The 22,631-nt window shown below is 69.2% G+C and carries 26 protein-coding genes; 17 read left to right on the plus strand and 9 right to left on the minus strand.

The window, feature by feature from the left end; genetic code table 11:
* Positions 1–70 precede the first annotated feature (70 nt).
* Positions 71–961, minus strand: coding sequence for a branched-chain amino acid aminotransferase (locus GBB76_RS07020; RefSeq protein WP_152302642.1), 891 nt, complete (start codon positions 959–961; stop codon positions 71–73).
* 248 nt (positions 962–1,209) lie between these two features.
* Between GBB76_RS07020 and GBB76_RS07025 the strand changes: the two genes are divergently transcribed.
* Genes GBB76_RS07025 through GBB76_RS07035 form a run of 3 tightly spaced genes read left to right on the plus strand, consistent with a single transcriptional unit; the run spans position 1,210 to position 3,948 of the window.
* Positions 1,210–1,794: a MarR family winged helix-turn-helix transcriptional regulator gene (locus tag GBB76_RS07025; protein WP_152304778.1), complete on the plus strand. Its 585-nt coding sequence runs from the start codon at positions 1,210–1,212 to the stop codon at positions 1,792–1,794.
* A gap of 13 nt (positions 1,795–1,807) precedes the next feature.
* A complete protein-coding gene (locus tag GBB76_RS07030; protein ID WP_152302643.1) occupies positions 1,808–2,548 on the plus strand; it encodes a response regulator in 741 nt (246 codons plus the stop codon).
* Entirely contained in the window at positions 2,545–3,948 is a 1,404-nt protein-coding gene (locus tag GBB76_RS07035) for an ATP-binding protein (protein WP_152302644.1), read from the plus strand. The genes GBB76_RS07030 and GBB76_RS07035 overlap by 4 nt, the downstream gene beginning before the upstream one ends.
* Positions 3,949–4,176: 228 nt before the next feature.
* Here GBB76_RS07035 and GBB76_RS07040 read toward each other — a convergent pair whose 3' ends face one another.
* The 5 genes from GBB76_RS07040 to GBB76_RS07060 all read right to left on the minus strand — a co-directional run bounded on the left by GBB76_RS07040 (position 4,177) and on the right by GBB76_RS07060 (position 7,588).
* Complete coding sequence (locus GBB76_RS07040; RefSeq protein ID WP_152302645.1) at positions 4,177–4,530, minus strand: tRNA-binding protein; 354 nt, start codon at positions 4,528–4,530, stop codon at positions 4,177–4,179.
* A gap of 32 nt (positions 4,531–4,562) precedes the next feature.
* On the minus strand, positions 4,563–5,252 hold the full coding sequence (locus tag GBB76_RS07045) for a TetR/AcrR family transcriptional regulator (protein WP_152302646.1): 690 nt from the start codon (positions 5,250–5,252) through the stop codon (positions 4,563–4,565).
* Positions 5,253–5,372: 120 nt separating this feature from the next.
* Positions 5,373–6,197 (minus strand): pyrroline-5-carboxylate reductase, encoded by an 825-nt coding sequence (proC, locus tag GBB76_RS07050; protein ID WP_152302647.1) that lies wholly within the window; start codon positions 6,195–6,197, stop codon positions 5,373–5,375.
* A gap of 333 nt (positions 6,198–6,530) precedes the next feature.
* Positions 6,531–7,031, minus strand: a complete 501-nt coding sequence (locus GBB76_RS07055; protein WP_152302648.1) for a YbjN domain-containing protein — start codon at positions 7,029–7,031, stop codon at positions 6,531–6,533.
* A gap of 269 nt (positions 7,032–7,300) precedes the next feature.
* Positions 7,301–7,588 (minus strand): accessory factor UbiK family protein, encoded by a 288-nt coding sequence (locus tag GBB76_RS07060; RefSeq protein ID WP_152302649.1) that lies wholly within the window; start codon positions 7,586–7,588, stop codon positions 7,301–7,303.
* Between the two features lie 256 nt (positions 7,589–7,844).
* Here GBB76_RS07060 and lgt point away from each other — a divergent pair, with 256 nt between their 5' ends.
* The 12 genes from lgt to GBB76_RS07120 all read left to right on the plus strand — a co-directional run bounded on the left by lgt (position 7,845) and on the right by GBB76_RS07120 (position 18,404).
* Complete coding sequence (lgt, locus tag GBB76_RS07065) at positions 7,845–8,693, plus strand: prolipoprotein diacylglyceryl transferase (RefSeq protein ID WP_152302650.1); 849 nt, start codon at positions 7,845–7,847, stop codon at positions 8,691–8,693.
* Entirely contained in the window at positions 8,690–9,775 is a 1,086-nt protein-coding gene (locus GBB76_RS07070) for a class I SAM-dependent methyltransferase (RefSeq protein ID WP_152302651.1), read from the plus strand. The genes lgt and GBB76_RS07070 overlap by 4 nt, the downstream gene beginning before the upstream one ends.
* A gap of 20 nt (positions 9,776–9,795) precedes the next feature.
* On the plus strand, positions 9,796–10,557 hold the full coding sequence (gene pgeF, locus GBB76_RS07075) for a peptidoglycan editing factor PgeF (RefSeq protein ID WP_152302652.1): 762 nt from the start codon (positions 9,796–9,798) through the stop codon (positions 10,555–10,557).
* A 9-nt stretch (positions 10,558–10,566) separates the two neighbouring features.
* Positions 10,567–11,718, plus strand: coding sequence for a Xaa-Pro peptidase family protein (locus GBB76_RS07080; protein ID WP_152302653.1), 1,152 nt, complete (start codon positions 10,567–10,569; stop codon positions 11,716–11,718).
* 85 nt (positions 11,719–11,803) lie between these two features.
* Entirely contained in the window at positions 11,804–12,472 is a 669-nt protein-coding gene (locus GBB76_RS07085; protein WP_152302654.1) for a hypothetical protein, read from the plus strand.
* A 151-nt stretch (positions 12,473–12,623) separates the two neighbouring features.
* Complete coding sequence (locus GBB76_RS07090; RefSeq protein ID WP_152302655.1) at positions 12,624–13,577, plus strand: ribose-phosphate pyrophosphokinase; 954 nt, start codon at positions 12,624–12,626, stop codon at positions 13,575–13,577.
* 130 nt (positions 13,578–13,707) lie between these two features.
* Complete coding sequence (locus GBB76_RS07095) at positions 13,708–14,622, plus strand: hypothetical protein (protein WP_152302656.1); 915 nt, start codon at positions 13,708–13,710, stop codon at positions 14,620–14,622.
* 167 nt (positions 14,623–14,789) lie between these two features.
* Positions 14,790–15,413: a 50S ribosomal protein L25/general stress protein Ctc gene (locus GBB76_RS07100; protein ID WP_152302657.1), complete on the plus strand. Its 624-nt coding sequence runs from the start codon at positions 14,790–14,792 to the stop codon at positions 15,411–15,413.
* 129 nt (positions 15,414–15,542) lie between these two features.
* On the plus strand, positions 15,543–16,160 hold the full coding sequence (gene pth, locus GBB76_RS07105) for an aminoacyl-tRNA hydrolase (RefSeq protein ID WP_152302658.1): 618 nt from the start codon (positions 15,543–15,545) through the stop codon (positions 16,158–16,160).
* An 88-nt stretch (positions 16,161–16,248) separates the two neighbouring features.
* On the plus strand, positions 16,249–17,346 hold the full coding sequence (gene ychF / locus GBB76_RS07110) for a redox-regulated ATPase YchF (RefSeq protein ID WP_152302659.1): 1,098 nt from the start codon (positions 16,249–16,251) through the stop codon (positions 17,344–17,346).
* Positions 17,347–17,459: 113 nt separating this feature from the next.
* The gene (locus tag GBB76_RS07115; protein ID WP_152302660.1) at positions 17,460–17,918 is read left to right on the plus strand and encodes a MaoC family dehydratase; all 459 of its coding nucleotides are present in this window, start codon (positions 17,460–17,462) and stop codon (positions 17,916–17,918) included.
* A 9-nt stretch (positions 17,919–17,927) separates the two neighbouring features.
* Complete coding sequence (locus tag GBB76_RS07120) at positions 17,928–18,404, plus strand: MaoC family dehydratase (RefSeq protein WP_152302661.1); 477 nt, start codon at positions 17,928–17,930, stop codon at positions 18,402–18,404.
* Positions 18,405–18,534: 130 nt separating this feature from the next.
* Here GBB76_RS07120 and GBB76_RS07125 read toward each other — a convergent pair whose 3' ends face one another.
* Genes GBB76_RS07125 through petA form a run of 3 tightly spaced genes read right to left on the minus strand, consistent with a single transcriptional unit; the run spans position 18,535 to position 21,256 of the window.
* Positions 18,535–19,386, minus strand: coding sequence for a cytochrome c1 (locus GBB76_RS07125; protein ID WP_152302662.1), 852 nt, complete (start codon positions 19,384–19,386; stop codon positions 18,535–18,537).
* A gap of 10 nt (positions 19,387–19,396) precedes the next feature.
* Positions 19,397–20,671, minus strand: coding sequence for a cytochrome b/b6 (locus GBB76_RS07130; protein WP_152302663.1), 1,275 nt, complete (start codon positions 20,669–20,671; stop codon positions 19,397–19,399).
* 24 nt (positions 20,672–20,695) lie between these two features.
* Entirely contained in the window at positions 20,696–21,256 is a 561-nt protein-coding gene (petA, locus tag GBB76_RS07135; RefSeq protein ID WP_152302664.1) for a ubiquinol-cytochrome c reductase iron-sulfur subunit, read from the minus strand.
* Between the two features lie 264 nt (positions 21,257–21,520).
* Between petA and GBB76_RS07140 the strand changes: the two genes are divergently transcribed.
* Both GBB76_RS07140 and greA read left to right on the plus strand, forming a co-directional pair.
* Positions 21,521–21,979 (plus strand): tRNA (cytidine(34)-2'-O)-methyltransferase, encoded by a 459-nt coding sequence (locus tag GBB76_RS07140; RefSeq protein WP_152302665.1) that lies wholly within the window; start codon positions 21,521–21,523, stop codon positions 21,977–21,979.
* A gap of 143 nt (positions 21,980–22,122) precedes the next feature.
* A complete protein-coding gene (gene greA / locus GBB76_RS07145; protein ID WP_152304779.1) occupies positions 22,123–22,626 on the plus strand; it encodes a transcription elongation factor GreA in 504 nt (167 codons plus the stop codon).
* Positions 22,627–22,631 lie beyond the last annotated feature (5 nt).

Below are 22,631 nucleotides of genomic sequence, written 5' to 3' on the forward strand. Positions count from 1 at the left end.
GATCGCGGGCAACACGAAAAATGCCGGCCCTGGGGCCGGCATTTCGTTTCCCCGGGGGAGCGCGAAGCGATCAGGCCGCCTCGGCCTTCTTCGGCTGCACTTCGGCCATGTAGTCGTCCAGCAGCGTCTTGGTGACGGGGCCGGGCTGGTAGTGGCGGCCGGCGATCTCCGACACCGGCGTCACCTCGGCGGCGGTGCCGGTGATGAAGCACTCGTCGAAGCTCTCCAGCTCCTCGGGCATGATCGCCCGCTCGTTCACCTCATAGCCGCGACGCTTGGCGAGCGCGATCACCGTCTGGCGCGTGATGCCGTTGAGGAAGGCATCGGCCTCCGGCGTGTGGATCACGCCGTCCTTCACGAAGAAGACGTTGGCGCCGGTGCACTCGGCCACGCGGCCGCGCCAGTCGAGCATCAGCGCGTCGGCATAGCCGTTACGCTCGGCGGCGTGCTTGGAGATGGTGCAGATCATGTACAGACCCGCCGCCTTCGAGGTCGAGGGCGCCGTCGCCGGGTCGGGGCGGCGGTACTTGGCCTCGTCGATGCGGATGCCCTTCAGGCGCTGCGCCGGATCGAAATAGCTCGGCCATTCCCACGCCGCGATGGCGAGATGGATCTGGTTGTTCTGCGCCGACACGCCCATCATGTCCGAGCCGCGCCAGGCGACCGGGCGGAGATAGGCGTCCTTGAACTTCTGGCGGACCAGAATCTCTCGGCAGGCGGCGTTGATCTCGTCCTCGCCATAGGGAATCTCGAAGTCGAGCAGCCGGGCGCTTTCCTTCAGGCGCGCCGTGTGCTCCTCGAGCTTGAAAATCTCGCCGCCATAGGCGCGCTCGCCCTCGAATACGCAGCTGCCATAGTGCAGCCCGTGGGTCAGCACGTGGACCTGGGCATCCTGCCACGGCACGAAGGCGCCGTCGTACCAGATCCAGCCGCTGCGTTTGTCGAAAGGTTCGCTCGCCATGGTAAGTCTCCCAAACGGACCGCCGGCGCGCCATGGATGGCACCAGCGGCCTCAATGCCTTCGACATTGCGGGTTCGGCCCTGAACGCGAAAGCGCAATATTTTGCCTCGCGGCCGAAGTCCCGTTATCGTTCGCCGCCCCGTTGAGCAGGCGATCAAGTCCTGTTCCGAACCGGATCGGCCGGCGTGCCGAACGATCCTTTCGTTGAACGGGACATCTGGGTAACGATCATAACGAAAAAAGTCAACATGGCTGACATAAATGTCTCGCTGACCCATCGCGCGGGCAAGGGCGATCCGGCCCCCTCGCCGCGCCCTGCCGGCGCCGCCGAGGCCGAGCCGATGCTCGACCTGATCGAGCTTTTCTTCTTTGCCTACCGCAACTTCGTCAGCGACCCCGACGAAATTCTCGGCGGCATCGGCTTCGGCCGCGCGCATCACCGCGTGCTGCATTTCGTGCATCGCCACCCTGGTATGCGCGTGACCGACCTGCTCGACATCTTGCGCATCACCAAGCAGAGCCTGGGGCGCGTGCTGCGCGAATTGGTGGACCAGGGCTTCATCGACAGCCGCGCCGGCGCTTCCGACCGCCGCCAGCGCCTGCTCTACCTCACGCCGAAGGGCGAGGCGCTGGCGCAGCAGTTCGTCGCCATTCAGTCCGGCCGCCTGCGCCGCGCGCTGGAGGAAAGCGGCTCGGAGTCGCGCGATACCGTGCGCCGCTTTCTTGTCGCCATGATCGACCCCGAAGATCGCAGCCCGACCGAGAAACTGATTGCCCGCGCCGACCAGGCGGCGGAGACGCGAAGCGCGGCCCGCGCCCGTTCGGCCGGCTGACGGGGACCCGCCCATGCTCGACGCCAAGGCCGCCGTGGCCGACGACCCGAGGAACGCCCGGCCCATGCCTGCCGACGACGCCTTCCATCTGCTGATCGTCGACGACGACCGGCGAATCCGCACCCTGCTCTCGCGCTTCCTCACCGAGCACGGCTACCGCGTCACGACCGCGGAATCGGCGGCGGACGCGCGCGCCCATCTCGCCGGCCTCGCCTTCGACCTGCTCATCCTCGACGTGATGATGCCCGGCGAGAGCGGTTTCGACCTCGCCCGCTCGGTACGCACCACCTCGTCCGTGCCCATCCTCATGCTCACGGCGCGCTCGGATTCCGGCGACCGCATCGAGGGGCTGGAGATCGGCGCCGACGACTATCTCGGCAAGCCGTTCGAGCCGCGCGAGCTGCTGCTGCGCATCGGCAACATCATCAAGCGCGCCGTTCCCCCGCCGGCGCAGGCGATCGAATCCGTCCGCTTCGGGCCGTTCGTCTTCCATCTGGCACGCGGCGAGCTGACCCGCGAGGGCGAGCCGGTGCGCCTCACCGACCGCGAGCGCGACATGCTGCGCGTGCTCGGCGAGAAGCCGGGCGAGACCGTGCCCCGTCAGGCGCTGGTCGCCCCGGGCGTGGCCGCCGGCGACCGCGCGGTCGACGTGCAGGTCAACCGCCTGCGCCGCAAGATCGAGCGCGATCCCGCCAACCCCGCCTATGTGCAGACCGTGCGCGGCGTCGGCTACCGTCTGGTCGTCGCGCCTTGAGCGTGCTCGACACGAGCATGGTGGGCGCCGCGCGCGCTCGGCTGCGCCTGACGCAGAAGCGCATGCGCGAGAACAATGCCCGCTTCGGCGCCTGGTTCAACCGGGTGATGCCGAAGGGCCTGTATGCCCGCTCGCTCATCATCATCATCACCCCGGTGGTGATCCTGCAATCGGTGCTGGCCTTCGTCTTCATGGAGCGCCACTACAACATGGTGACGCGCCGTCTCTCGGCAGCCGTCTCGCAGGACATCTCCGCGCTCGCCGAGCTTGCGGTCGCCTTTCCCACCCCGGCCGATCAGGAGCGCATCAAGCGCATCGCCCAGTTCAACATGGGGCTCACCGTCGAGTTCCTGCCCGACGAGCGGCTGCCGCCGCCGGGGCCGAAGCCGTTCTTCTCCATCCTCGATTCCGCCTTCACCGGCGAACTGGTGAAGCGGCTGCGCCGGCCGTTCTGGACCGACACGGTGGGCAATTCCAGCCTCATCGAGGTCCGCATCCAGCTCGACGGCATGGTGATGCGGGTCTTCGCCCGCCGCTCGCAGGCCTATCTCTCCAACTCGCACATCTTCCTCGTCTGGATGGTCGGCACCTCGCTGGTGCTGATGGCCGTCGCCATCCTGTTCCTGCGCAACCAGATCAAGCCGATCGAGGCACTCGCCGACGCCGCCATCGCCTTCGGCAAGGGGCGCGAGGTCGCCGGATTCCGCCCGCGCGGGGCGCGCGAGGTGCGCGGGGCGGCGCTCGCCTTCCTGGAGATGAAGCGACGCATCGAGCGCCAGATCGAGCAGCGCACGACCATGCTGGCCGGCGTCAGCCACGACATGCGCACCATCCTCACCCGCTTCAAGCTGGAGCTGGCGCTGATCGGCGACACGCCCGACACCGAGGCGCTGCGCAAGGATGTCGACGAGCTACAGAGCATGCTGGAGGCCTATCTCGCCTTTGCCCGCGAGGATGTCGCCGAGCCGCCGGTGACGGTGGATGTCGCCCGCATCGTCGAGGACGTGCGCGCCAATGCCGAGCGCCACGGCGCCGACGTCACCGCCAGCTTCACCGGCGACCCGCTGGTCATGCTGCGCATCGACGCCTTCCGCCGCTGCCTCGCCAATCTGGCGATGAACGCCTGCCGGCACGGCCGGCGGATCGTCATCACCGGCACCCGCGACGAGCGCTGGCTGATCGTCACCGTCGACGATGACGGCCCCGGCATCCCGCAGGACCGGCGCGAGGACGTGTTCCGCCCCTTCGTGCGTCTGGACGATGCGCGCAATCAGGACGCCGGCGGCTCCGGGCTCGGCCTCACCATCGCGCGCGATGCCGCCCGCGCCCATGGCGGCGATGTCACCCTCGGTGAAAGCCCGCTCGGAGGGCTGCGGGCGAGCGTGCGGATTCCGGTCTGAAGTGTCGTGCCGGGCCCCTGCCTTCCTTGCCTCTCCCCGGCGGGGAGAGGTGGCCCGCGAAGCGGGTCGGTGAGGGGCGACACGGCTGCGGAGCGGCGAAGACCCATCTCCCGCCCCCCTCACCCCAACCCTCTCCCCGTCGGGGAGAGGGTGAAGCCGTCATCGCTGCGCAGGAATCGGGGCGCGATCCCGGCTCTCGCTTCGCTCGGCCGGGATGACGGCTATTGCTCAGAACAGCCGCGCGCCGTTCGGCACCTCGCGGTCGGGCTTGAACAGCACCACCGCGCCGTCCTCGTCCGGAAAGCCCAGCGTCAGCACCTCCGACAGCGCCGGGCCGATCTGGCGCGGCGGGAAGTTGACGACGGCGGCCACCTGCCGGCCGATCAGGTCCTCCGGCGCGTAGTGCACCGTGATCTGCGCCGAGGACCGGCGGCAGCCGACATGCGGCCCGAAGTCGATCACCAGCTTGTAGGCCGGCTTGCGCGCCTCCGGGAACGGCTCGGCCTGAATGATGGTGCCGACGCGGATGTCCACCTTGAGGAAATCGGCGATCGTTATCTGTTCGAGCGGCGCAAGGCTCACGGGACGTTCCTCACTGGTGACGATGGCGGCCGTCAGGCCATGGCCGGCGCGTCCGGCGGCGAGGCCGGGGCGGCGGCGGGCTTCGGGCGGCGACGGCCCGCGCACCGCGCAAGCCGGGCGGCCCCTTCCACGAAGCCGAGCATACGCTCGCCCCGCGCCAGCTCGCGGTCGAGCGCGGCCATGGTGCGGGCGAGGTCCGGCTCGTCATCGGCAAGGAAGGTCTGCATCACGCGGGCGAAGAGCAAGGCAAGGCCCTGCGCGCGCACGGCGCCGCGGGCGCCGGCGGTGTCGATCTTCGCCGCCGCCAGCATCCATTGCTGCGAGCGTACCGACAGGCGGTTGAGCGCCAGCGCGAAGAACGGGTTGCGCCGCGCCGATTCCGCCAGCGAGCGGATCGCCGCCTTGTGCGGGGCGAGCGCGTCGAGCCGGCGCATCAGCACGTCGAACAGCCGGTCGCGGGCGGATTCGCCGTCCATATCTTCGCCTGCGCCGGCCAGCACCTTGCGGTCGGTCTCGCGCAGGAAGGCGGACAGCATGTCGAAGGTGGAGCCGAAGCTCGCGCGCAGTTCGGCCAGGGTGACGCCGGCCTGCGTCGCCACCTCGCCGAGGGAGATGCGTTCGAAAGGCTTCTGCGCCAGCAGCACGAGGAAGCCGTCGAGGATCGTCGTGCGCGGATCGGCCGCCGGTGCGGCGGCGGCTTTCGTTCCCGGAGAGCGTGCCATGAAGACCTCCTGTCCTGAACGTTGCTCGCCTTCAATCTAGGGCGTGCAGGTGGCGAGGAGAAGGCCACGGCCGCCGCCGCCACGCCTTGGCATGGCGCAAGCGCGCATCAATTCTCCGCGTCAGCCGGCCAGTTCGCGCGAGCGCCGGGCCGCCGCCGCCACCGCCTCGGTCAGCAGCGGGCCGAAGCCCTTCGCCTCGTCCATCAGCACGGCCAGCGCCGCCGCCGTGGTGCCGTTGGGCGAGGTGACGTTCCGGCGCAGCTGAGCCGGATCGATGCCGGAGCGGATCATCAGCTCGCCCGCGCCCGCCACCGTCGCCCGGGCGATGCGGTCGGCGAGATCAGCCGGCAGCCCGGCGGCGGCGCCCGCCTGGGCCAGCGCCTCGGCGAGCAGGAAGACATAGGCCGGGCCCGACCCGGAGACGGCGGTGGCGACGTCGATCAGATCCTCGTCGTCCACCCATTCCACGATGCCGGAGGCACGCAGCAGCGCCTCGGCGATCACACGCTGCTCGGGCGTCACCGCCGCATTGGGTACGGCGACGGTGACGCCGCGCCCGATCGCCGCCGGCGTATTGGGGATGGAGCGCACCACGGCGATTCCGGGCGCGAAGAAGGATTCGAGGAAGCCGATGGTGCGGCCGGCCATGACCGAGACGATCAGCGTCTGCGGCCCCGCCAGCGGGGCGACGCGGGCCAGCACGTCGGGCGCCACCTGCGGCTTCACCGCCAGCAGCATCACGCTCGGAGGGCCGCCATTGAGCGGGTTCAGCACGACGCCGTGCTTCTCGATCAGCGCCGCGATCTCCGGCGGCGGGCCGGGATCGATCACCGCCGTGCGCGCCGGATCGAGGCCGAGGCCGATCCAGCCCTCCAGCATGGCGCCGCCCATCTTGCCGGCGCCGACGAGCAGCACCCGCCCGGGAATGTCGGAAAGTGTGGCCATCGTGGGACTCTGCGTCTGATGCGAAAGGAACGTTCTTACGCCCAGCATAGCCTGTCCCGCGCGGCGACGCCTCGTCCCGGCGCGGTGCGTCCACGCTTTTGACGGACAGCGGAAGGGTCCATCCTTCGAGGCCCGGCTGCGCCGGGCACCTCAGGACGACGGCGTGCAGGCGGCGGCCACTCTGGGAGCGGCAGCGCCGCTCCGCCATGCGATGAGGCTCGTCGTGCTGAGGCGCCGGCCGCCGCCCGAAGGGCTTCAAGCCGGGGTCGCTCCCACTCTGGCGCGCGGGTCCCGGATCGGCCTGCGTCCGTCCGGGAGGACGGCGCTACGGGTTCACGCCTCGCCGACGGTCTCGAACAGCGTGGCGTCCATCGCCTCGCGGGCCGACTTGCCGGCCCAGACGACGAACTGGAAGGCGGGGAAATAGCGCTCCACCGCCTCGATGGCGCATTCCATCAGTACCTCGCACTGGCGGTCGGTCGCTTCCGCGCCGGCCAGCAGCAGGGCATGGCGGAACATGATCACGCCCTCCTTCGACCAGAGGTCGAAATGGCCGATCCACATCTGCTCGTTGATCAGCGAGAGCAGGCGCAGGACCTCGGTCTTGCGCTTCTCCGGCACCTTCAGGTCGAAGGCGCAGGCGATGTGCAGCGCCTCGACCTCGTCCATCCACTGGAAGGAGACGTGGCAGTCGGTCCAGCGGCCTTCCAGCGAGATGGTGATCTCGTCCTCGGCCGAACGCTCGAACGACCATTCGTTGAGGGCAGCCATCCGCTCGACGAGATCGAGCGGGTTCAGGCGGCTGTCGGTCTCGAAGTCACTTGTATAGGTCATGCTCGACCTCGCGAGGGTGGGCGCGGAGGGGGTCGAACGCACGCAACGCGACGGTGAGTCCGGCAAGGCGTTCGAGAATCGAACGAATCGCCGCTGTCCCGACTATATCGCGCTGAATCCGTACCTCGCTACGACCGATGGGCCATGGGTCGCCGAAAAGCGCTCCATGGCGAAACTTGTCGGGGGATTCGCCCCGGTACCGCAAGCCTGCGTGCAACCTGCCGGCGGTGCGTCCACAGCGGGGAGCCCCGTTGCCCGGCATTGGTTCGTCAGCCGAGCGAATCCGGCGGGTCGATGGTGGCCTCGAGCTTGGCCTCCTTCGCCTCCAGCACGGCGAGGCGCGCGGCAAGGCGCTCATTCTCCTCGCGGGCGGCGGCGGCGAGTTCCTTCACCGTCTCGAACTCCTCGCGGGTGACGACGTCAAGCTCGCGCAGGATACGCTCGGCCTGCGCGCGCATCACCGTCTCCGCCTCGCGGCGCACGCCGGTCGCCACGCCGGCGGCATCGTTCATCAGCTTGGCGAAGTCGTCGAAGATTCGGCTGCTGGTCTGGGTCATGGTCATCTCGCGACGTGGGCCAGTAAGACGTGGGCCAGTAAAATGGCGGCCGGCATGACAGCCGGCGCAATGCGCTGCCTTTACGCGAAAAATGGGGCGTCGGCGAGGCGTTCGCAAGGGTTGGGTGCCGACCGGGGTGCCGGCAAAGCCACGCGCCTTGATCCTGTCACGCGAGGGGGGCAAAGCGGGGGCTTCCCGTCCGGCGCGCTCCCCGTCATGATTCCGGCGGCGCGCCCGCCTCCCGCCGAGACCGTCCATGCCCATGCTCGCCCCGCCGCTGTTCGCCCTGCCCTTCCCGAGCATAGACCCCGTGCTGATCGAGCTGGGGCCGTTCGCGATCCGCTGGTACGCGCTCGCCTATGTCGCCGGGCTGCTACTCGGCTGGTGGCTGGCCAAGCGGCTGTGCGCCTCGCCGGCGCTGTGGGGCGGCCGCGCGCCGATCAAGCCGGAGGAGTTCGACGACGCCGTGGTGTGGATCGCCTTCGGCGTCATCCTCGGCGGGCGCATCGGCTATGTGCTGTTCTACAATTTGCCCTATTACGCCGCGCACCCGCTGGAGGCGTTCACCGTCTGGCATGGCGGCATGGCCTTCCACGGCGGGTTCCTCGGCTCCGTCCTCGCCATGTACCTGTTCTGCCGGCGCCGGAGCCTGCCCTTCGTCTCGATGCTCGACATCGCCGCGACCGTGGTGCCCATCGGGCTGTTCCTCGGCCGGCTGGCCAATTTCATCAACGGCGAATTGTGGGGCCGGCCGACCGACGTCGCCTGGGCCTTCGTCTTCCCCCATGGCGGGCCGGAGCCGCGCCATCCCAGCCAGCTCTACGAGGCCGGGCTGGAAGGGCTGGCCATCTTCGCTATCCTGCTGCTGGCCGTGCGGGCCGGCGCCCTGAAGCGGCCCGGCACCGTGGCCGGCCTGTTCGTGTTCCTCTATGGCTGCGCCCGCATCTTCGTGGAGTTCTTCCGCGAGCCCGACGCCCAGCTCGGCTATCTCGCCGGCGGCTGGCTCACCATGGGCATGGTGCTGTCCCTGCCGATGCTGGCGCTGGGATCGTGGCTGGTGTGGCGCGCCCGCCGCCGGCCGGCGCTCGACGTGCGCCCGGCATGACGGCCCTGTCCGACATCCTCGCCCGGCAGATCGCGCTGACCGGGCCGCTCACCGTGGCCGACTACATGGAACAGTGCCTGTTCCACCCGGCGCACGGCTATTACACGACGCGCGAACCCTTCGGCGCCACGGGCGACTTCGTCACCGCGCCGGAGATCAGCCAGATGTTCGGCGAACTGCTCGGCCTGTGGGCGGCGGAGACCTGGCTGCGCCTGGGTTCGCCCGCGCCCTTCGTCCTCGCCGAACTCGGCCCGGGGCGCGGCACGATGATGGCCGACATTCTGCGCGCCACCGCCCGCGTCGCCGGCTTCCATGAGGCCGCGCGGGTCGTGCTGGTGGAAGCCTCGCCGCGCCTGCGGGCAAAGCAGGCCGAAACCCTGCGCGCCTATCCCGTCGAATGGGTGGAGCGGATCGAGGCACTGCCGCCCGGCCCTCTGGTCCTGCTTGCCAATGAGTTCATCGACGCGCTGCCCATCCGCCAGTTCGTCCGCACGCCGGACGGCATCGCCGAGCGCATGGTCGGTCTCGACGCGGCGGGAAACCTCGCTTTCGGCCTGCGCCCCGGCGCCCGGCTCGATTCCCGCGCCGAGGCGCGTCTCGCAGTCGCCCCACCCGGCGCGGTGCTGGAAATCTGCCCGCTCGGCCTGTCCGTCGCCGCGACGCTCGGCGCCCGGCTCGCTTTGAGCGGCGGCGCCGCCCTGCTGGTCGACTACGGCCATGCGGGAGGATTCGGCGACACGCTGCAGGCTCTTTACCGGCACGCGTTTGACGATGTGCTGGCCCATCCCGGCCAGGCCGATCTCACCGCCCATGTCGATTTCGCCGCCCTCGCCCGCGCGGCAATGGGCGCCGGCGCCCGCGCCTTCGGCCCGCTCCCCCAGGGCGCGCTGCTGCAGCGGCTCGGCCTCGACGACCGCGCCTTCCGGCTGAAGCGCGCCGCCAGCGAGGCCGACCGGGAAATGGTGGAGGCCGCGCGCCTGCGCCTCGCCGGCTCGGACGAAGGCCAGATGGGCACTCTCTTCAAGGCGCTCGCTCTGGTGCATCCTGCTCTCAAGGAGATCGCCGGATTCGCTCCCGGCTAGGCATTCGAGGAAGGTTCCGCATGAAGGTCGAGTCCGCCGCGCTCAGCGCCCTGCCCGGCATCCGCCACGCCTTCTTCACCCGCGAGGGTGGCGTGTCGGAAGGCATCTATGCCGGGCTGAACGGGGGCACCGGCTCGCGCGACGACCAGTCGCTGGTCGCCGAGAACCGCGCCCGCATGGCGGCCACGCTCGGCGTGCCGGCCGGCCACCTGCTCACCGCCTGGCAGATCCATTCGCCGGACTGCGTGGTGGTCGACCGGCCATGGGACGAGCGCCCGAAGGCCGATGCGGTCGCCACCGCCACGCCCGGCATCGCTGCCGCCGTCTCCATCGCCGATTGCGGGCCGGTGCTGTTCGCCGACCCGCAGGCGCGCGTCGTCGGCGCCGCCCATGCCGGCTGGAAGGGCGCGGTCGGCGGCGTGCTCGACGCGACGCTGGCCCGTATGGAGCAACTCGGCGCGCGCCGCGAGCGGGTCGTCGCCGCCATCGGCCCGCTGATCCGGCAGGAGAGCTACGAGGTCGGCCCGGATTTCATCGACACGCTGACCGGCCTCGACGCCCGCAACGACCGCTTCCTCGCCGCCTCGGCACGGGCGAACCACGCCATGTTCGACCTGCCCGGCTACATCGCCGCGCGGCTGGCCGCGCTGGGCGTCGGCACTATCGACGATCTCGGCCTCGACACCTATGCCGACGAGACGCGCTTCTTCTCCTATCGCCGCGCCACCCATCGCGGCGAACCCGATTACGGACGCCTCGTCGCCGCCATCACGCTGGTCTGAAGAACTCTCATGACCCTGCACTTCACCGATCCCGAATTCGCCCGGCGCAAGCAGCGCCTGCTTGCCGTCCTCGCCGAACAGCGCCTCGACGGCCTGCTGATGTTCCAGCAGGAGTCGATGTACTGGCTCACCGGCTACGACACGTTCGGCTTCTGCTTCTTCCAGTCGCTGTGGCTCGGGGCGGACGGGCGCATGGCGCTGCTCACCCGCTCGGCGGACCTGCGGCAGGCGCAGCACACCTCGCTGATCGGGGACATCCGGGTCTGGACCGACCGCGCCGACGCCACGCCGCAGCAGCAGCTGCGCGCCATGGTGGAGGATCTCGGCGGCGCCGGGGCGCGCATCGGCGTCGAATATGAGAGCTACGGCCTCACCGCCGCCGCCGGCAAAAAGCTCGACGCCGCCTTCGACGGCGTCGCCACGCTCGCCGACGCCTCGCGCCTCGTCGACCGGCTGCGCGCGGTGAAGTCGCCGGCGGAAATCATCTATGTCCGGCAGGCCGGCAAGCTGGCGCTGGCCGCGCGCGAGGCCGCCATCGCCACGGTCGGCCCCGGCGTCGACGAGGGCGTGGTGCTGGCCGCCATGCAGGGCGCGGTGTTCGAGGGCGGCGGCGACTACCCCGCCAACGAGTTCATCATCGGCTCCGGCCGCGACGCGCTGCTGTGCCGCTACAAGTCCGGCCGCCGGGTGCTGGACGAGGAGGACCAGATCACGCTGGAATGGGCGGGTGCCTATCGCCACTACCACGCGGCGATGATGGAGACGGTCGTCGTCGGCCCGCCGCGCGACCGCCACCTCGAACTGTTCGCCGCCGCGAAGCAGGCGCTGGAAGCCTGCGCCCACGCCATGGTGCCGGGCCGCACCGCCGGCGACGTCTTCGCCGCCCATGCCCATGTGATGGACGGGCACGGCCTCGCCGAGCATCGCCTGGCCGCCTGCGGCTATTCGCTCGGCGCCAAATTCACCCCCTCCTGGATGGACCCGCCGATGTTCTACGCGGACAATCCGTGGGTGCTGGAAGCCGGCATGGTCCTGTTCGCGCACATGATCCTGATGGACAGCGCGAGCGGCACCGCCATGTGCCTCGGGCGCACCTATCTGGTGGATGTTAACGGTAACGAGTGCTTAACGCCGGCCCCTCTGGACCTAATCGTTAATTAGTTTTAACCATTGCCGGTCCGTCGGCGACAGCCGCGACTCCGCCTGCCGGAGATACGTGGCGCGACCGACCATCTGGGGATGGTTCATGTTCGATCGACTTCGCCGCGTGCTTGGCCGGCGCCTGCCGACGACCGCGGTCCTGATGGCCGCTCTCGCCCTCGGCGCCTGCCAGACCGACGGCAACAGGCCGGTCGCCACCAAGTCGATCTCCTCCTCTTCCGGCAATCAGGCCCTCGCCTTCGAATCGATCGACGGCCCTCCCAAGCCCGTCTTCGACAAGCTGGTCGCCAACCTCTCCACCGAGGCGCAGGCGCAGCGCGTACCCATCGCCTCGCGCCAGTCGCAGGCCGCCTACCGCGTGCGCGGCTACCTCGCCGCCAGCGTCGAGAACGGCAAGGGCGAGGTCGACTGGGTGTGGGACGTGTTCGACGCCGACCGCGAGCGCGTGCTGCGCGTCTCCGGCGTCGAGAAGGTCGGCCCCGGCAAGGATGTCTGGAACCGCCTCGACGACGAGACGATCCAGCGCATCGCCGCCAAGAGCCTCGACGAGATTTCCACCCGCCTCGCCGGCGGCGCGCCCAAGGCGGGCTCCGGCCCCGCCCGCACACTCGATCCGGCCGACGCCCCGCCGGTGCGCGAGGATGACGGCCCCGTCGTCGCCGATGGCGCGGAAGAGCCCGGCAGCGCGCTCGCCGACGCCGCGCCGGCCGCCGGCGCCCCGGCCAACGCGCTCACCTTCGCCGCCCACCCGTGATGCGCGCATGTCCCATGCGGTGGCCGCATAGGGACAAGCCGCCGCAAGGGCCTCGCGCCGCTTTACAGGCAGGGCCGGCCCGCCTATCAGGTCTGCGCGACGGCTGTACGACGGTCGGACGATACGATTGACGGCTGGGAGCGCGCCGGAAATGTCTCAGAAAAACGGTTCGATCAAACTCGTAGCCGGCAATGCCAATCGGCCGCTGGCGGAGGCGATCGGGGCGTATCTCGCCACGCCGATGACCAAGGCGGTGGTCCGCCGCTTCGCCGACATGGAGATCTTCGTCGAGATCCAGGAGAATGTGCGCGGCAAGGACGTGTTCGTCCTTCAGTCGACCTCCTTCCCGACCAATGATCACCTGATGGAGCTGCTCATCATCACCGATGCGCTGCGCCGCTCCTCCGCCAAGCGCATTACCGCCGTGCTGCCCTATTTCGGCTATGCCCGCCAGGACCGCCGCTCCTCCGGCCGCACGCCCATCTCCGCCAAGCTGGTGGCCAACCTCATCACCCATGCCGGCGCCGACCGCGTGCTGACCGTCGACCTGCATGCCGGCCAGATCCAGGGCTTCTTCGACATCCCGACCGACAATCTGTTCTCGGCCCCGGTGATGGTGCAGGACATCAAGTCCCGCTTCGATCTCTCCAACATCACCGTGGTTTCGCCCGATGTCGGCGGCGTGGTGCGTGCCCGCGCGCTGGCCAAGCGCATCGACGCCCAGCTCGCCATCGTCGACAAGCGCCGCGAGCGGCCCGGCGAGAGCGAGGTGATGAACGTCATCGGCGACGTCGAGGGCCGGCGCTGCATTCTCGTCGACGACATCATCGATTCCGGCGGCACGCTGGTGAACGCGGCCGACGCGCTGCTGGCACGCGGCGCCACCGAGGTGCACGCCTACATCACCCATGGCGTGCTGTCGGGCGGCGCGGTCTCGCGCGTCACCGCCTCCAACCTCAAGGAACTAGTGATCACCGACTCGATCCAGCCGACCGAGGCGGTACGGGTAGCGCGCAACATCCGCGTCGTCTCCATCGCCAGCCTGCTGGCGGAGGCCATCGGCCGCACCGCGCATGAGGAAAGCGTCTCCAGCCTGTTCGACTGAGACGGCGGCACCCCTTTACCCGACAGGCGGAAATACGGTGCCTGTCGGCGCCGATTGTGCGCTGCGCCATTTTCATTCCACAGTTCGGCCCCAGCCTGCCGGCTCGCTCAACGAACCGGATGACGCCCCGATGCGACTTCCCTCGACGCGTCCGGCGGCGACGCGCACGATGGCGCTGCCGAGCGCACAGACCCTCGCCGGCACCGTGTTGCTCGCCGCGGCCGTGCTCATGAGCGCGCCGGCGCCGCTGGCGGCCACCTCGCTCGATCCCTGGCAGAACATCGTCGTGGTGCCGATGACGGACGCGACGCCCTCCGCCTATGACGACGCCCAGCGCGCCGCGCTCGACGCGGCCGACGCCGCCGCGAGCCCGCAGCCGCAGGAGCCCGCGCCCGCCCCGCAGACGGCGGAGGCGGAAGACGTCTACGTTCCCTTCGACCCGGACGCGGAGACCGCCGAGGCGCCCTCGCTGTGGACGGCGCTGGAGCTTGGCATCGGCGCCCCGGTCGGGGCCGAGGCGGGTACGCCGGCCGAGGCCGCCGCCCCGGCCTGGCTGCCGAACGGCCGGGAGAGCGTCGCCGGGCGCACGCCCGACCGCCTGCCCACCCGCATGGAGCTTCGGCAGGGCGCGGCGAACCTTTCGGTGTCCTCGAAGGCCAGCGCCGTCGCCCCGGTTTCGGGGCCGCTCGGCACGACCGGCACCTCCGGCAGCGGCGAGATCACCGGCCGCGTCGGCGTCGAGCAGGACTTCATCACCGTCTACACCGCCGGCACGCTGGGCGCCTCGGCCAGCGGCAACACCACCTCGCTCTATGACGGCCTCGCCGTCGGCAGCATCTACGCCGTGCCGCTGGCGCCGGTCGGCCTCGGCGACCAGAAGCTCGGCGCCAGCGTCGAGATGAATGACGGCCGGACCGTCACCACCGGCGTCGAACTGCGCGCGCCCGTGGGCTCGGCCGAACGCTTCATCTCGGTGCAGCGCTCCCAGGGGCCCGATGCCGGCGCCAGCGGCGTGGTGAAGGCGGGCGTGCTCGGCAAGTTCTGACGCGGCGGGCGCGCCGCGCATTGCCCGCCAAGGCTTTTGCTGCTATGAGCCCGGCCGTCCGTGGCCATTCCGCACCCCTGGAGGCGCGCCACGGTCAAGCAGACCAGCCTGGAGGAAGGGGCCGCGCGAGCGGCCTTCGTCCTTTTGCAACCATGTAAGGACAAGTCATGACCGCTACCAAGCAGCTCAAGGCGCTGCCGCGCACGAAGGTCGGCAAGGGGGCCGCTCGTGCTGATCGTCGCGCCGGCCGTGTTCCCGCCGTCATCTACGGCGAAGGCAAGCCCCCCGTCGGCATCACGCTCGACTATACCGAGATCAACCGCATCATCTATGCGGGCCACTTCCTCACCACCCTGTTCGACATCGACGTCGACGGTGAGAAGCACCACGTCATTCCGCGCGACTACCAGCTCGACCCGGTGAAGGACTTCACCGTGCATGTCGACTTCCTGCGCGTGGCGGCCGGCACCACCCTGACCGTCGAAGTCCCGGTGCACTTCCTCAACGCCGAATCCGCTGCGGTCCTCAAGCAGGGCGGCACGCTGAACATCGTCAGCCACGCCGTCTCGCTGAACGCCCCGGCCCATGCGATCCCCGAGGCGATCGAGGTCGACCTGTCGAAGTACGGCTTCGGCGACTCGATCCACCTGTCGGCGATCACCCTGCCGGCCGGCGTGACCTGGGCGGGCCATGGCGACGACACGCTCGCCACCATCACCGCTCCGTCGGGCCTCAAGGAAGCCGAGGCCGACGACGCCGCAGCCGCCGCTGCGGATGCTGCCAAGAGCTGATCGCGATCGGCCGATGACGAACGGGCTTCGCGCCCGGACGATCCGTGAATCGAGAGCCGGAAGCCCGCTTCCGGCTCTCGTCGTTTCGGCGCCGGCCCCGGCGCGCTTTCGGCGGTAGGGAGGCACGCGATGATGCTCTTCACCGGGCTCGGCAATCCCGGGCCGAAATATGCCGGCAACCGGCACAATATCGGCTTCATGGCGGTCGACGCGATCGCCCGGCGCCATCGCTTCACGCCGTGGCGGCGGCGCTTCCAGGGCGCGGCCTGCGAAGGCGAGATCGAGGGCGTGAAGGTGCTCGCCCTGCTGCCCGAGACCTACATGAACGAGTCCGGCCGGGCCGTGGCCGAGGCGCAGCGCTTCTACAAGATCGAGCTGCGCGACGTCTTCGTCTTCCATGACGAACTCGACCTGCCCCCCGCCAAGGTCCGCTACAAGGTCGGCGGTGGCAATGCCGGCCATAACGGCCTGCGCTCCATCACCGCCCATTGCGGCAATGACTATGCCCGCCTGCGGCTCGGCATCGGTCACCCCGGCGACAAGGCGCTGGTGCATAATTATGTGCTGAGCGACTTCGCCAAGGCTGAGCGCGGCTGGGTCGACGCGGTGTGCGACGGCTGCGCCGACCTCGCCGGGCTGATCGCCACCCATCGGCTGGACGAGTTCCAGAACCGCATCCACCTCTTCCTCGACGCGCAGGGCTTCGGCGCGACGGAGAAGGCGGCCGGCGCCCGCAAGCCCGGCTGATCCGGCCCCGCCACCTCATTCACTTGCACTTGCGCGCCGTCTTGCCTAACCACGGCGGCAAACCTTCCTCTCGACCGAGCATCGCACCATGGGCTTCAAATGCGGCATCGTCGGCCTGCCGAACGTCGGCAAGTCGACCCTCTTCAACGCTCTGACGCAGACGGCGGCGGCGCAGGCGGCCAACTACCCGTTCTGCACCATCGAGCCGAATGTCGGCGACGTCGCCGTGCCCGACCCCCGGTTGGAGACGCTGGCGAAGATCGCCGGCTCGCAGCAGATCATCCCGACCCGCCTGACCTTCGTCGACATTGCCGGCCTGGTGCGCGGCGCCTCCAAGGGCGAGGGCCTCGGCAACCAGTTCCTCGCCAATATCCGCGAATGCGACGCCATCGCCCATGTGGTGCGCTGCTTCGAGGATTCCGACGTCACCCATGTCGAGGGCAAGCTGGCGCCGGTCTCCGACATCGAGACCATCGAGACCGAGCTGATGCTCGCCGACCTCGAAAGCCTGGAAAAGCGCGCCGGTGCGCTGGAGAAGAAGGCCAAGGGCGGCGACAAGGACGCCAAGGAACTGCTCGACCTGATGACCCGCGCCCTCGTGCTGCTGCGCGAAGGCAAGCCGGCGCGCCTCGTCGAGGTGAAGCCCGAGGAGGAGAAGGCCTTCCGCATGCTCGGCCTGCTGTCCTCCAAGCCCGTGCTCTATGTCTGCAATGTCGAGGAAGCCTCGGCGAAGAACGGCAATTCCCTTTCCGCCGAAGTGTTCGCCCGCGCGGCGGAGGAAGGCGCCAAGGCCGTCGTCGTCTCGGCCAAGATCGAGAGCGAGATCGCCGTGCTGCCGGCCGAGGAGCAGAAGGACTATCTCGAGGCCATCGACCTTGAGGAGCCCGGCCTCAACCGCATCATCCGCACCGGCTACGAGTTGCTGAAGCTGGTGACCTATTTCACCGTCGGCCCGAAGGAAGCCCGCGCCTGGACCATCACGTCGGGCACCAAGGCGCCGGGCGCCGCCGGCGTCATCCATACCGACTTCGAGAAGGGCTTCATCCGCGCCGAGACCATCGCCTTCGACGACTATGTGAAGGGCAATGGCGAGGCGGGCGCGCGCGATGCCGGCCGGCTGCGGCTGGAAGGCAAGGAATATGTCGTCGCCGATGGCGACGTGCTGCATTTCCGCTTCAACAACTGAGCCCTGCCCGACGCTGGACCCGCTCGCGACCGCGCCGGCGCCCCTGCGCGCTTGACCTTCACGCCGCTCTCGCCTGTCATGACGAGGGTGCGCGTGAGGGAGTTCGACCGCCAATGCTCTTCTGGGAGGATTTTCAGGAGGGCCATGTCGCGACCAGCGGTCGCTACGTGGTCGGGCGCGAGGAGATCGTGGCCTTCGCGCACGACTACGACCCGCTGCCCATCCATCTCGACGATTCCGCCGCCGAGGCGACGCGGCTCGGCGGGCTTTCCGCCTCCGGCTGGCACCTGTGCTGCATCTTCATGCGCCTCGCCGCCGACGGCTTCCTGAACGGCTCCGACTGCCTCGGCTCGCCGGGCCTCGACGAGGTGCGCTTCCTGAAGCCCGTGCATCCCGGCACCGTGCTGAGCCTGCGCCGCGAGGTGCTGGAGACCCGCTCGTCGAAGAGCCGACCTGAAATGGGCCTCGTCCGCTTCCGCTTCGAGCTGGTCGACGCCGCCGGCGCGGTGATGGCGGACCTCGTGGGCACCGTGCTGTTCGGCCGGCGCAATCCCGGCTTCCGGCCGATCTGAGGGGGCACGATGCGGTTCTTCGAGGATATCGAGATCGGCGCCGTCACGCGGCTCGGCTCCTACAGCTTCACGGAAGGCGAGATCGTCGCCTTCGCCCGCGCCTGGGACCCGCAGGCGTTCCATCTCGACGCGGCGGCGGGGGCGCGCACCCATTTCGGCGGCCTCGTCGCCTCCGGCTGGCAGAGCGTGGTGGTGAGCGCGAGGCTGCGGGCGCAGGCTTGGGCGCGCGATCACGAGAACCTGGCGCGGGCGGGCCTGCGGGCGCCGCGCATCGGCCCCTCCCCCGGCTTCAAGGACCTGAAATGGCTGCGCCCGGTGCGGCCGGGCGACACGCTCACCTTCGAAAGCGAGGTGACGGCGAAGAAGCCGAGCACCACGCGCCCGGAATGGGGCCTCGTCTTCACCCGCGAGACCGGCACCGACCAGCACGGCCGCCTCGCCTTCGAGCTGACCAACTGCATCTTCGTCGAGCGGCTGGAGGCGTGAGGCAAGTGCGGGCCGTCTAGGCGGACGTCTTCCCGGCCTTATCGGGCGCCGCCCCTTTCCCACGTCCCCCAACGCAAAAGGGCCCCTCTCGGGGCCCTTCGCATATCTGTATCCGGCGGGAGAGCGTGGCTCAGTGCCCGACGCTCTTCCAGACCTTCTTCTTGGTGAAGTAGAGCAGCCCGGCGAAGATGATCAGGAAGATGAACACCTGGAAGCCGATGCGCTTGCGGGCCTCGAGATGCGGCTCGGCGACCCACATCATGAAGGCGGTCACGTCGCGCGAATACTGATCGGTGGTCTCCGGCGTGCCGTCGGTGTAGGTCACCTGGCCGTCCGAGATCGGCTGCGGCATCTTGATGGCGTGGCCGGGGAAGTACGCGTTGTAATGCGCGCCTTCCGGCACGGTGAAGCCTTCCGGCGGCTCCTTGTAGCCGTTCAGCAGGGCGTGGATGTAGTCCGGCCCCTGCTCCTGATACTGGGTCACGATGTCGATCAGGAAACCCGGGAAGCCCACCTCATAGGTGCGCGCCTTGGCGAGCGTCGAGAAGTCCGGCGGATAGGCGCCGCCATTCGAGGCGCGCGCGGCCTGCTCGTTCGGGAAGGGCGAGGGCCAGTGGTCGGACAGGCGGCCGGGCCGGTCGAACATGTCGCCGGCGTCGTTCGGCCCGTCCTGGATCTGGTAGCCCTCGGCCACCACCTTGGCCTGCGCCTCGCTGAATTCCGGCCCGCCCGGCTGGGCGAGGTTGCGGAAGGCCAGCAGATGCGCGGAGTGGCAGGAGGCGCAGACTTCCTTGAACACCTGGAAGCCGCGCTGAAGCTGCGCCCGGTCGTACTTGCCGAACGGGCCCGCGAAGCTCCAGTCCTCGCGGTGCGGCTTGGGGCCGCCCTCGGCAGCCAGCGCCGGGACGGCGAGGCCGAGGACCAGCGAGGCCACGGCCAGCGGACGGAGAAGGGAGGAACGGAAGGACATGGTGTTGCTCATCGTGTTCCGCTCAACCCTTGGTCTGCGGCGCCGAGACGCCCGCGGAGGCAGGAGCCGCGCCCTTGTTCTTGCCCAGCACGGCCTCGGTTATGGAGGCCGGGATGGCCTTCGGCTTCTCGAACAGGCCGAGCAGCGGAAGGATGATCAGGAAGTGCGCGAAATAGTAGACCGTCAGGATACGGCCGGCGATCACGTAACCGCCCTCCGCCGGCTTGGAGCCGAGCCAGCCGAGGCCGATGCAGGCCGCCAGCCAGATCCAGAAGAACTGCTTGTAGAGCGGGCGGTAGACCGCCGAGCGCACCTTGGAGGTGTCCAGCCACGGCACGAAGAACAGCACCAGAATGGCGCCGAACATCGTGAGCACGCCGCCGAGCTTGTCCGGCACCGCGCGCAGCATCGCGTAGAACGGCAGGTAGTACCATTCGGGCACGATGTGGGCGGGCGTCACCAGCGGGTTGGCCGGGATGTAGTTGTCGGCGTGGCCGAGATAGTTCGGGATATAGAACAGGAACCACGCGAAGAAGATCAGGAAGCAGACCATGCCGAACCCGTCCTTGATCGTCGCGTAGGGCGTGAAGGGCACGGTGTCCTTCGCGCTCTTCGGCTCGACGCCGGTCGGGTTGTTCTGGCCGACCACATGCAGCGCCCAGACGTGCAGGATGACGACGCCGGCGATCATGAAGGGCAGCAAATAGTGCAGCGAGAAGAAGCGGTTCAGCGTCGGGTTGTCGACGGCGAAGCCGCCCCACAGCCACTCGACGATGGTCGGTCCGACGACCGGGAAGGCCGAGAACAGGTTGGTGATGACGGTGGCGCCCCAGAAGCTCATCTGGCCCCACGGCAGCACGTAGCCCATGAAGGCGGTCGCCATCATCAGCAGGTAGATGATCACGCCGAGGATCCACAGCACCTCGCGGGGGTTCTTGTAGGACCCGTAATAGAGGCCGCGGAACATGTGGATGTACACCGCGATGAAGAACATCGAGGCGCCGTTGGCGTGGATGTAGCGGATCAGCCAGCCATAGCTGACGTCGCGCATGATGTGCTCGACCGAATCGAAGGCCAGCGTCACGTGCGGGGTGTAGTGCATCACCAGCACGACGCCGGAGATGATCTGCACGCCGAGCATCAGCGACAGGATGCCGCCGAAGGTCCACCAGTAATTCAGGTTCCGCGGCGTCGGGTAGGAGACGAAGGAGGAATGAATCAGGCCGACCAGCGGAAGCCGGCTCTCGAACCACTTGAGCGCCGGGTGCTTCGGCTCGAACGTGGAGTGTCCGCTCATCTGTCAGTATCCCTGAACGCCGGCTCAGCCGATGGAGATCTTCGTGTCGGACACGAAATTGAAGGGCGGGATCGCCAGGTTCTCGGGCGCCGGGCCACGGCGCACGCGCCCGGCCGTGTCGTATTCCGAGCCGTGGCAGGGGCAGAACCAGCCGTCATACTCGCCGGAATGACCGATCGGCACGCAGCCGAGATGGGTGCAGATGCCGATCACGACCAGCCACTTTTCCTTGTCGACAGCGGCGCGGTTGGCATCGGTGGCCGGCGCGTCGGCCGGCAGGTTGGCATTGCGGGCCACCGGATCGAGCAGCGCGGAAAGCTGCACTTCCTTGGCCTCGGCGATGTCCTTCTCGGTGCGGCTCCACACGAAGACCGGCTTGCCGCGCCACTTCACGGTGACCATCTGCCCTTCGGCGATCTGCGACAGGTCGACTTCCGTCGACGACAGCGCGAGGACCGAGGCATCCGGCTGGAGCTGGGAGATGAAGGGCCAGACGACGGCCGCGGCGCCGACCGCGCCCATGGCGCCGGTCGCGATGTAGAGAAAGTCGCGGCGCGTGGTACCCGCCGTCTCAGTTGCTGCCACGATCGGTTTCCTTTCCCCTCATGCCCGCAACCGCGCTCCCCCGCAAAGCCCGCTTAGCCCCGTCGCCGGGTGCTCGCGCAAAACGGGCGTGCGGCCGCGTGGCGCGCGGTCGACCCTACCTTCGAGTGCCTCTAATTGCATCGGAACAGGCCCTTGTCCAGATGAAGGCAGTGCGGCAGTCCGTCCTGCCCCCATCTGTTCGCCGGCCCGTCACGGGGCCGGCCGGGAGGCGGGCGCGGCAATGATGCCGGAGGAGAGTATCGGATGACGTTGGCGCTCGCCCTTTACGAGCCGGATATCGCGCAGAATGCGGGGACGCTGGCGCGCGCCTGCGCCTGCCTCGGGCTCAGCCTGCACATCATCGAGCCGGCCGGATTCCCGGCCGGAGATGCCGGTTTCCGCCGCGCCGGCATGGATTATCTCGACCGCGCCGCCATCCTGCGCCATGCCAGCTTCGCCCGCTTCGAGGAGTGGCGCCGGAGCGAGGCGCGGCGGCTGGTGCTGTGCACGACGCGCGGCGCGGTCGCCCACACCGCCTTCGCCTTCGCGCCCGACGACGTGCTGCTGCTCGGCCGCGAGAGCGCCGGCGTGCCGGAGGCGATCCATGCAGCGGCGAATGCGCGCATCCGCGTGCCGCAGGTCGAAGGCACCCGCTCGCTCAACGTGGCGCTGGCGGGGGCGATGATTCTCGGCGAGGCGCTGCGGCAGACCGGGGGGATTTGACGTTTCAGACTGAACGGCCCTCATCCCCGGGCTCGACCCGTGGAATGCGGCATGCCTCCGCAGCGCCGGCCATAGCCCGCCCGCACCGCGCAGTGCTAGCTGTGGGCATCGACATCTGGAACGGCCGACAGGAGCCCGGAACATTGAGCGTGGCGTTTGCGAAGGAAGAAAGTGCCGAGGCCGCATCGGAAACCGTTCTGCCGGCGCGCCCGATCTCCGGTCGAATCAATCTTGTCACCGAGGCCGGCCTGCGGATGCTGCAGGAGGAGTTGGCACGCGCTCAGCAGGCGCTGGCGGTCGCGAATGCGCTGGAAGACGTCAATGAGAGGCGACGGCAGTCGGCGGTTCCGCTCCGCGACCTCCGCTACTATTCCCAGCGCGTGGAGACGGCGCGGGTGTCGCTGCCGCCGCCGTCGAACGACGTCGTCGCGTTCGGTCACATCATCAGCTTTGAGCGTGATGATGGTCGCGTCCAGACCTACCGCATTGTCGGCGAGGATGAGGCCAACCCGTCTCAGGCGACCGTTTCGCACGGCTCTCCCGTCGCCATCGCCCTGATGGGCAAAGCCGTGGGCGACGTTGTCCAGCTCGGGCCGCACAGTCTCGAAATCCTGTCCATCACCTCCTTGGACGACGGCGACAGTTAGAACGC

Origin of the sequence: Ancylobacter sp. TS-1 (assembly GCF_009223885.1) — a bacterium.
GTDB lineage: Bacteria > Pseudomonadota > Alphaproteobacteria > Rhizobiales > Xanthobacteraceae > Ancylobacter.

What these genes read in the sequence shown, in the direction of transcription:
- GBB76_RS07020 (WP_152302642.1), bottom strand. Translation starts at nt 961, where the DNA reads ATGGCGAGCGAACCTTTCGACAAACGCAGCGGCTGGATCTGGTACGAC.
- GBB76_RS07025 (WP_152304778.1), top strand. Translation starts at nt 1,210, where the DNA reads ATGGCTGACATAAATGTCTCGCTGACCCATCGCGCGGGCAAGGGCGAT.
- GBB76_RS07030 (WP_152302643.1), top strand. Translation starts at nt 1,808, where the DNA reads ATGCTCGACGCCAAGGCCGCCGTGGCCGACGACCCGAGGAACGCCCGG.
- GBB76_RS07045 (WP_152302646.1), bottom strand. Translation starts at nt 5,252, where the DNA reads ATGGCACGCTCTCCGGGAACGAAAGCCGCCGCCGCACCGGCGGCCGAT.
- proC (WP_152302647.1), bottom strand. Translation starts at nt 6,197, where the DNA reads ATGGCCACACTTTCCGACATTCCCGGGCGGGTGCTGCTCGTCGGCGCC.
- GBB76_RS07055 (WP_152302648.1), bottom strand. Translation starts at nt 7,031, where the DNA reads ATGACCTATACAAGTGACTTCGAGACCGACAGCCGCCTGAACCCGCTC.
- GBB76_RS07060 (WP_152302649.1), bottom strand. Translation starts at nt 7,588, where the DNA reads ATGACCCAGACCAGCAGCCGAATCTTCGACGACTTCGCCAAGCTGATG.
- lgt (WP_152302650.1), top strand. Translation starts at nt 7,845, where the DNA reads ATGCCCATGCTCGCCCCGCCGCTGTTCGCCCTGCCCTTCCCGAGCATA.
- GBB76_RS07070 (WP_152302651.1), top strand. Translation starts at nt 8,690, where the DNA reads ATGACGGCCCTGTCCGACATCCTCGCCCGGCAGATCGCGCTGACCGGG.
- pgeF (WP_152302652.1), top strand. Translation starts at nt 9,796, where the DNA reads ATGAAGGTCGAGTCCGCCGCGCTCAGCGCCCTGCCCGGCATCCGCCAC.
- GBB76_RS07080 (WP_152302653.1), top strand. Translation starts at nt 10,567, where the DNA reads ATGACCCTGCACTTCACCGATCCCGAATTCGCCCGGCGCAAGCAGCGC.
- GBB76_RS07085 (WP_152302654.1), top strand. Translation starts at nt 11,804, where the DNA reads ATGTTCGATCGACTTCGCCGCGTGCTTGGCCGGCGCCTGCCGACGACC.
- GBB76_RS07090 (WP_152302655.1), top strand. Translation starts at nt 12,624, where the DNA reads ATGTCTCAGAAAAACGGTTCGATCAAACTCGTAGCCGGCAATGCCAAT.
- GBB76_RS07095 (WP_152302656.1), top strand. Translation starts at nt 13,708, where the DNA reads ATGCGACTTCCCTCGACGCGTCCGGCGGCGACGCGCACGATGGCGCTG.
- GBB76_RS07100 (WP_152302657.1), top strand. Translation starts at nt 14,790, where the DNA reads ATGACCGCTACCAAGCAGCTCAAGGCGCTGCCGCGCACGAAGGTCGGC.
- pth (WP_152302658.1), top strand. Translation starts at nt 15,543, where the DNA reads ATGATGCTCTTCACCGGGCTCGGCAATCCCGGGCCGAAATATGCCGGC.
- ychF (WP_152302659.1), top strand. Translation starts at nt 16,249, where the DNA reads ATGGGCTTCAAATGCGGCATCGTCGGCCTGCCGAACGTCGGCAAGTCG.
- GBB76_RS07115 (WP_152302660.1), top strand. Translation starts at nt 17,460, where the DNA reads ATGCTCTTCTGGGAGGATTTTCAGGAGGGCCATGTCGCGACCAGCGGT.
- GBB76_RS07120 (WP_152302661.1), top strand. Translation starts at nt 17,928, where the DNA reads ATGCGGTTCTTCGAGGATATCGAGATCGGCGCCGTCACGCGGCTCGGC.
- GBB76_RS07125 (WP_152302662.1), bottom strand. Translation starts at nt 19,386, where the DNA reads ATGAGCAACACCATGTCCTTCCGTTCCTCCCTTCTCCGTCCGCTGGCC.
- GBB76_RS07130 (WP_152302663.1), bottom strand. Translation starts at nt 20,671, where the DNA reads ATGAGCGGACACTCCACGTTCGAGCCGAAGCACCCGGCGCTCAAGTGG.
- GBB76_RS07140 (WP_152302665.1), top strand. Translation starts at nt 21,521, where the DNA reads ATGACGTTGGCGCTCGCCCTTTACGAGCCGGATATCGCGCAGAATGCG.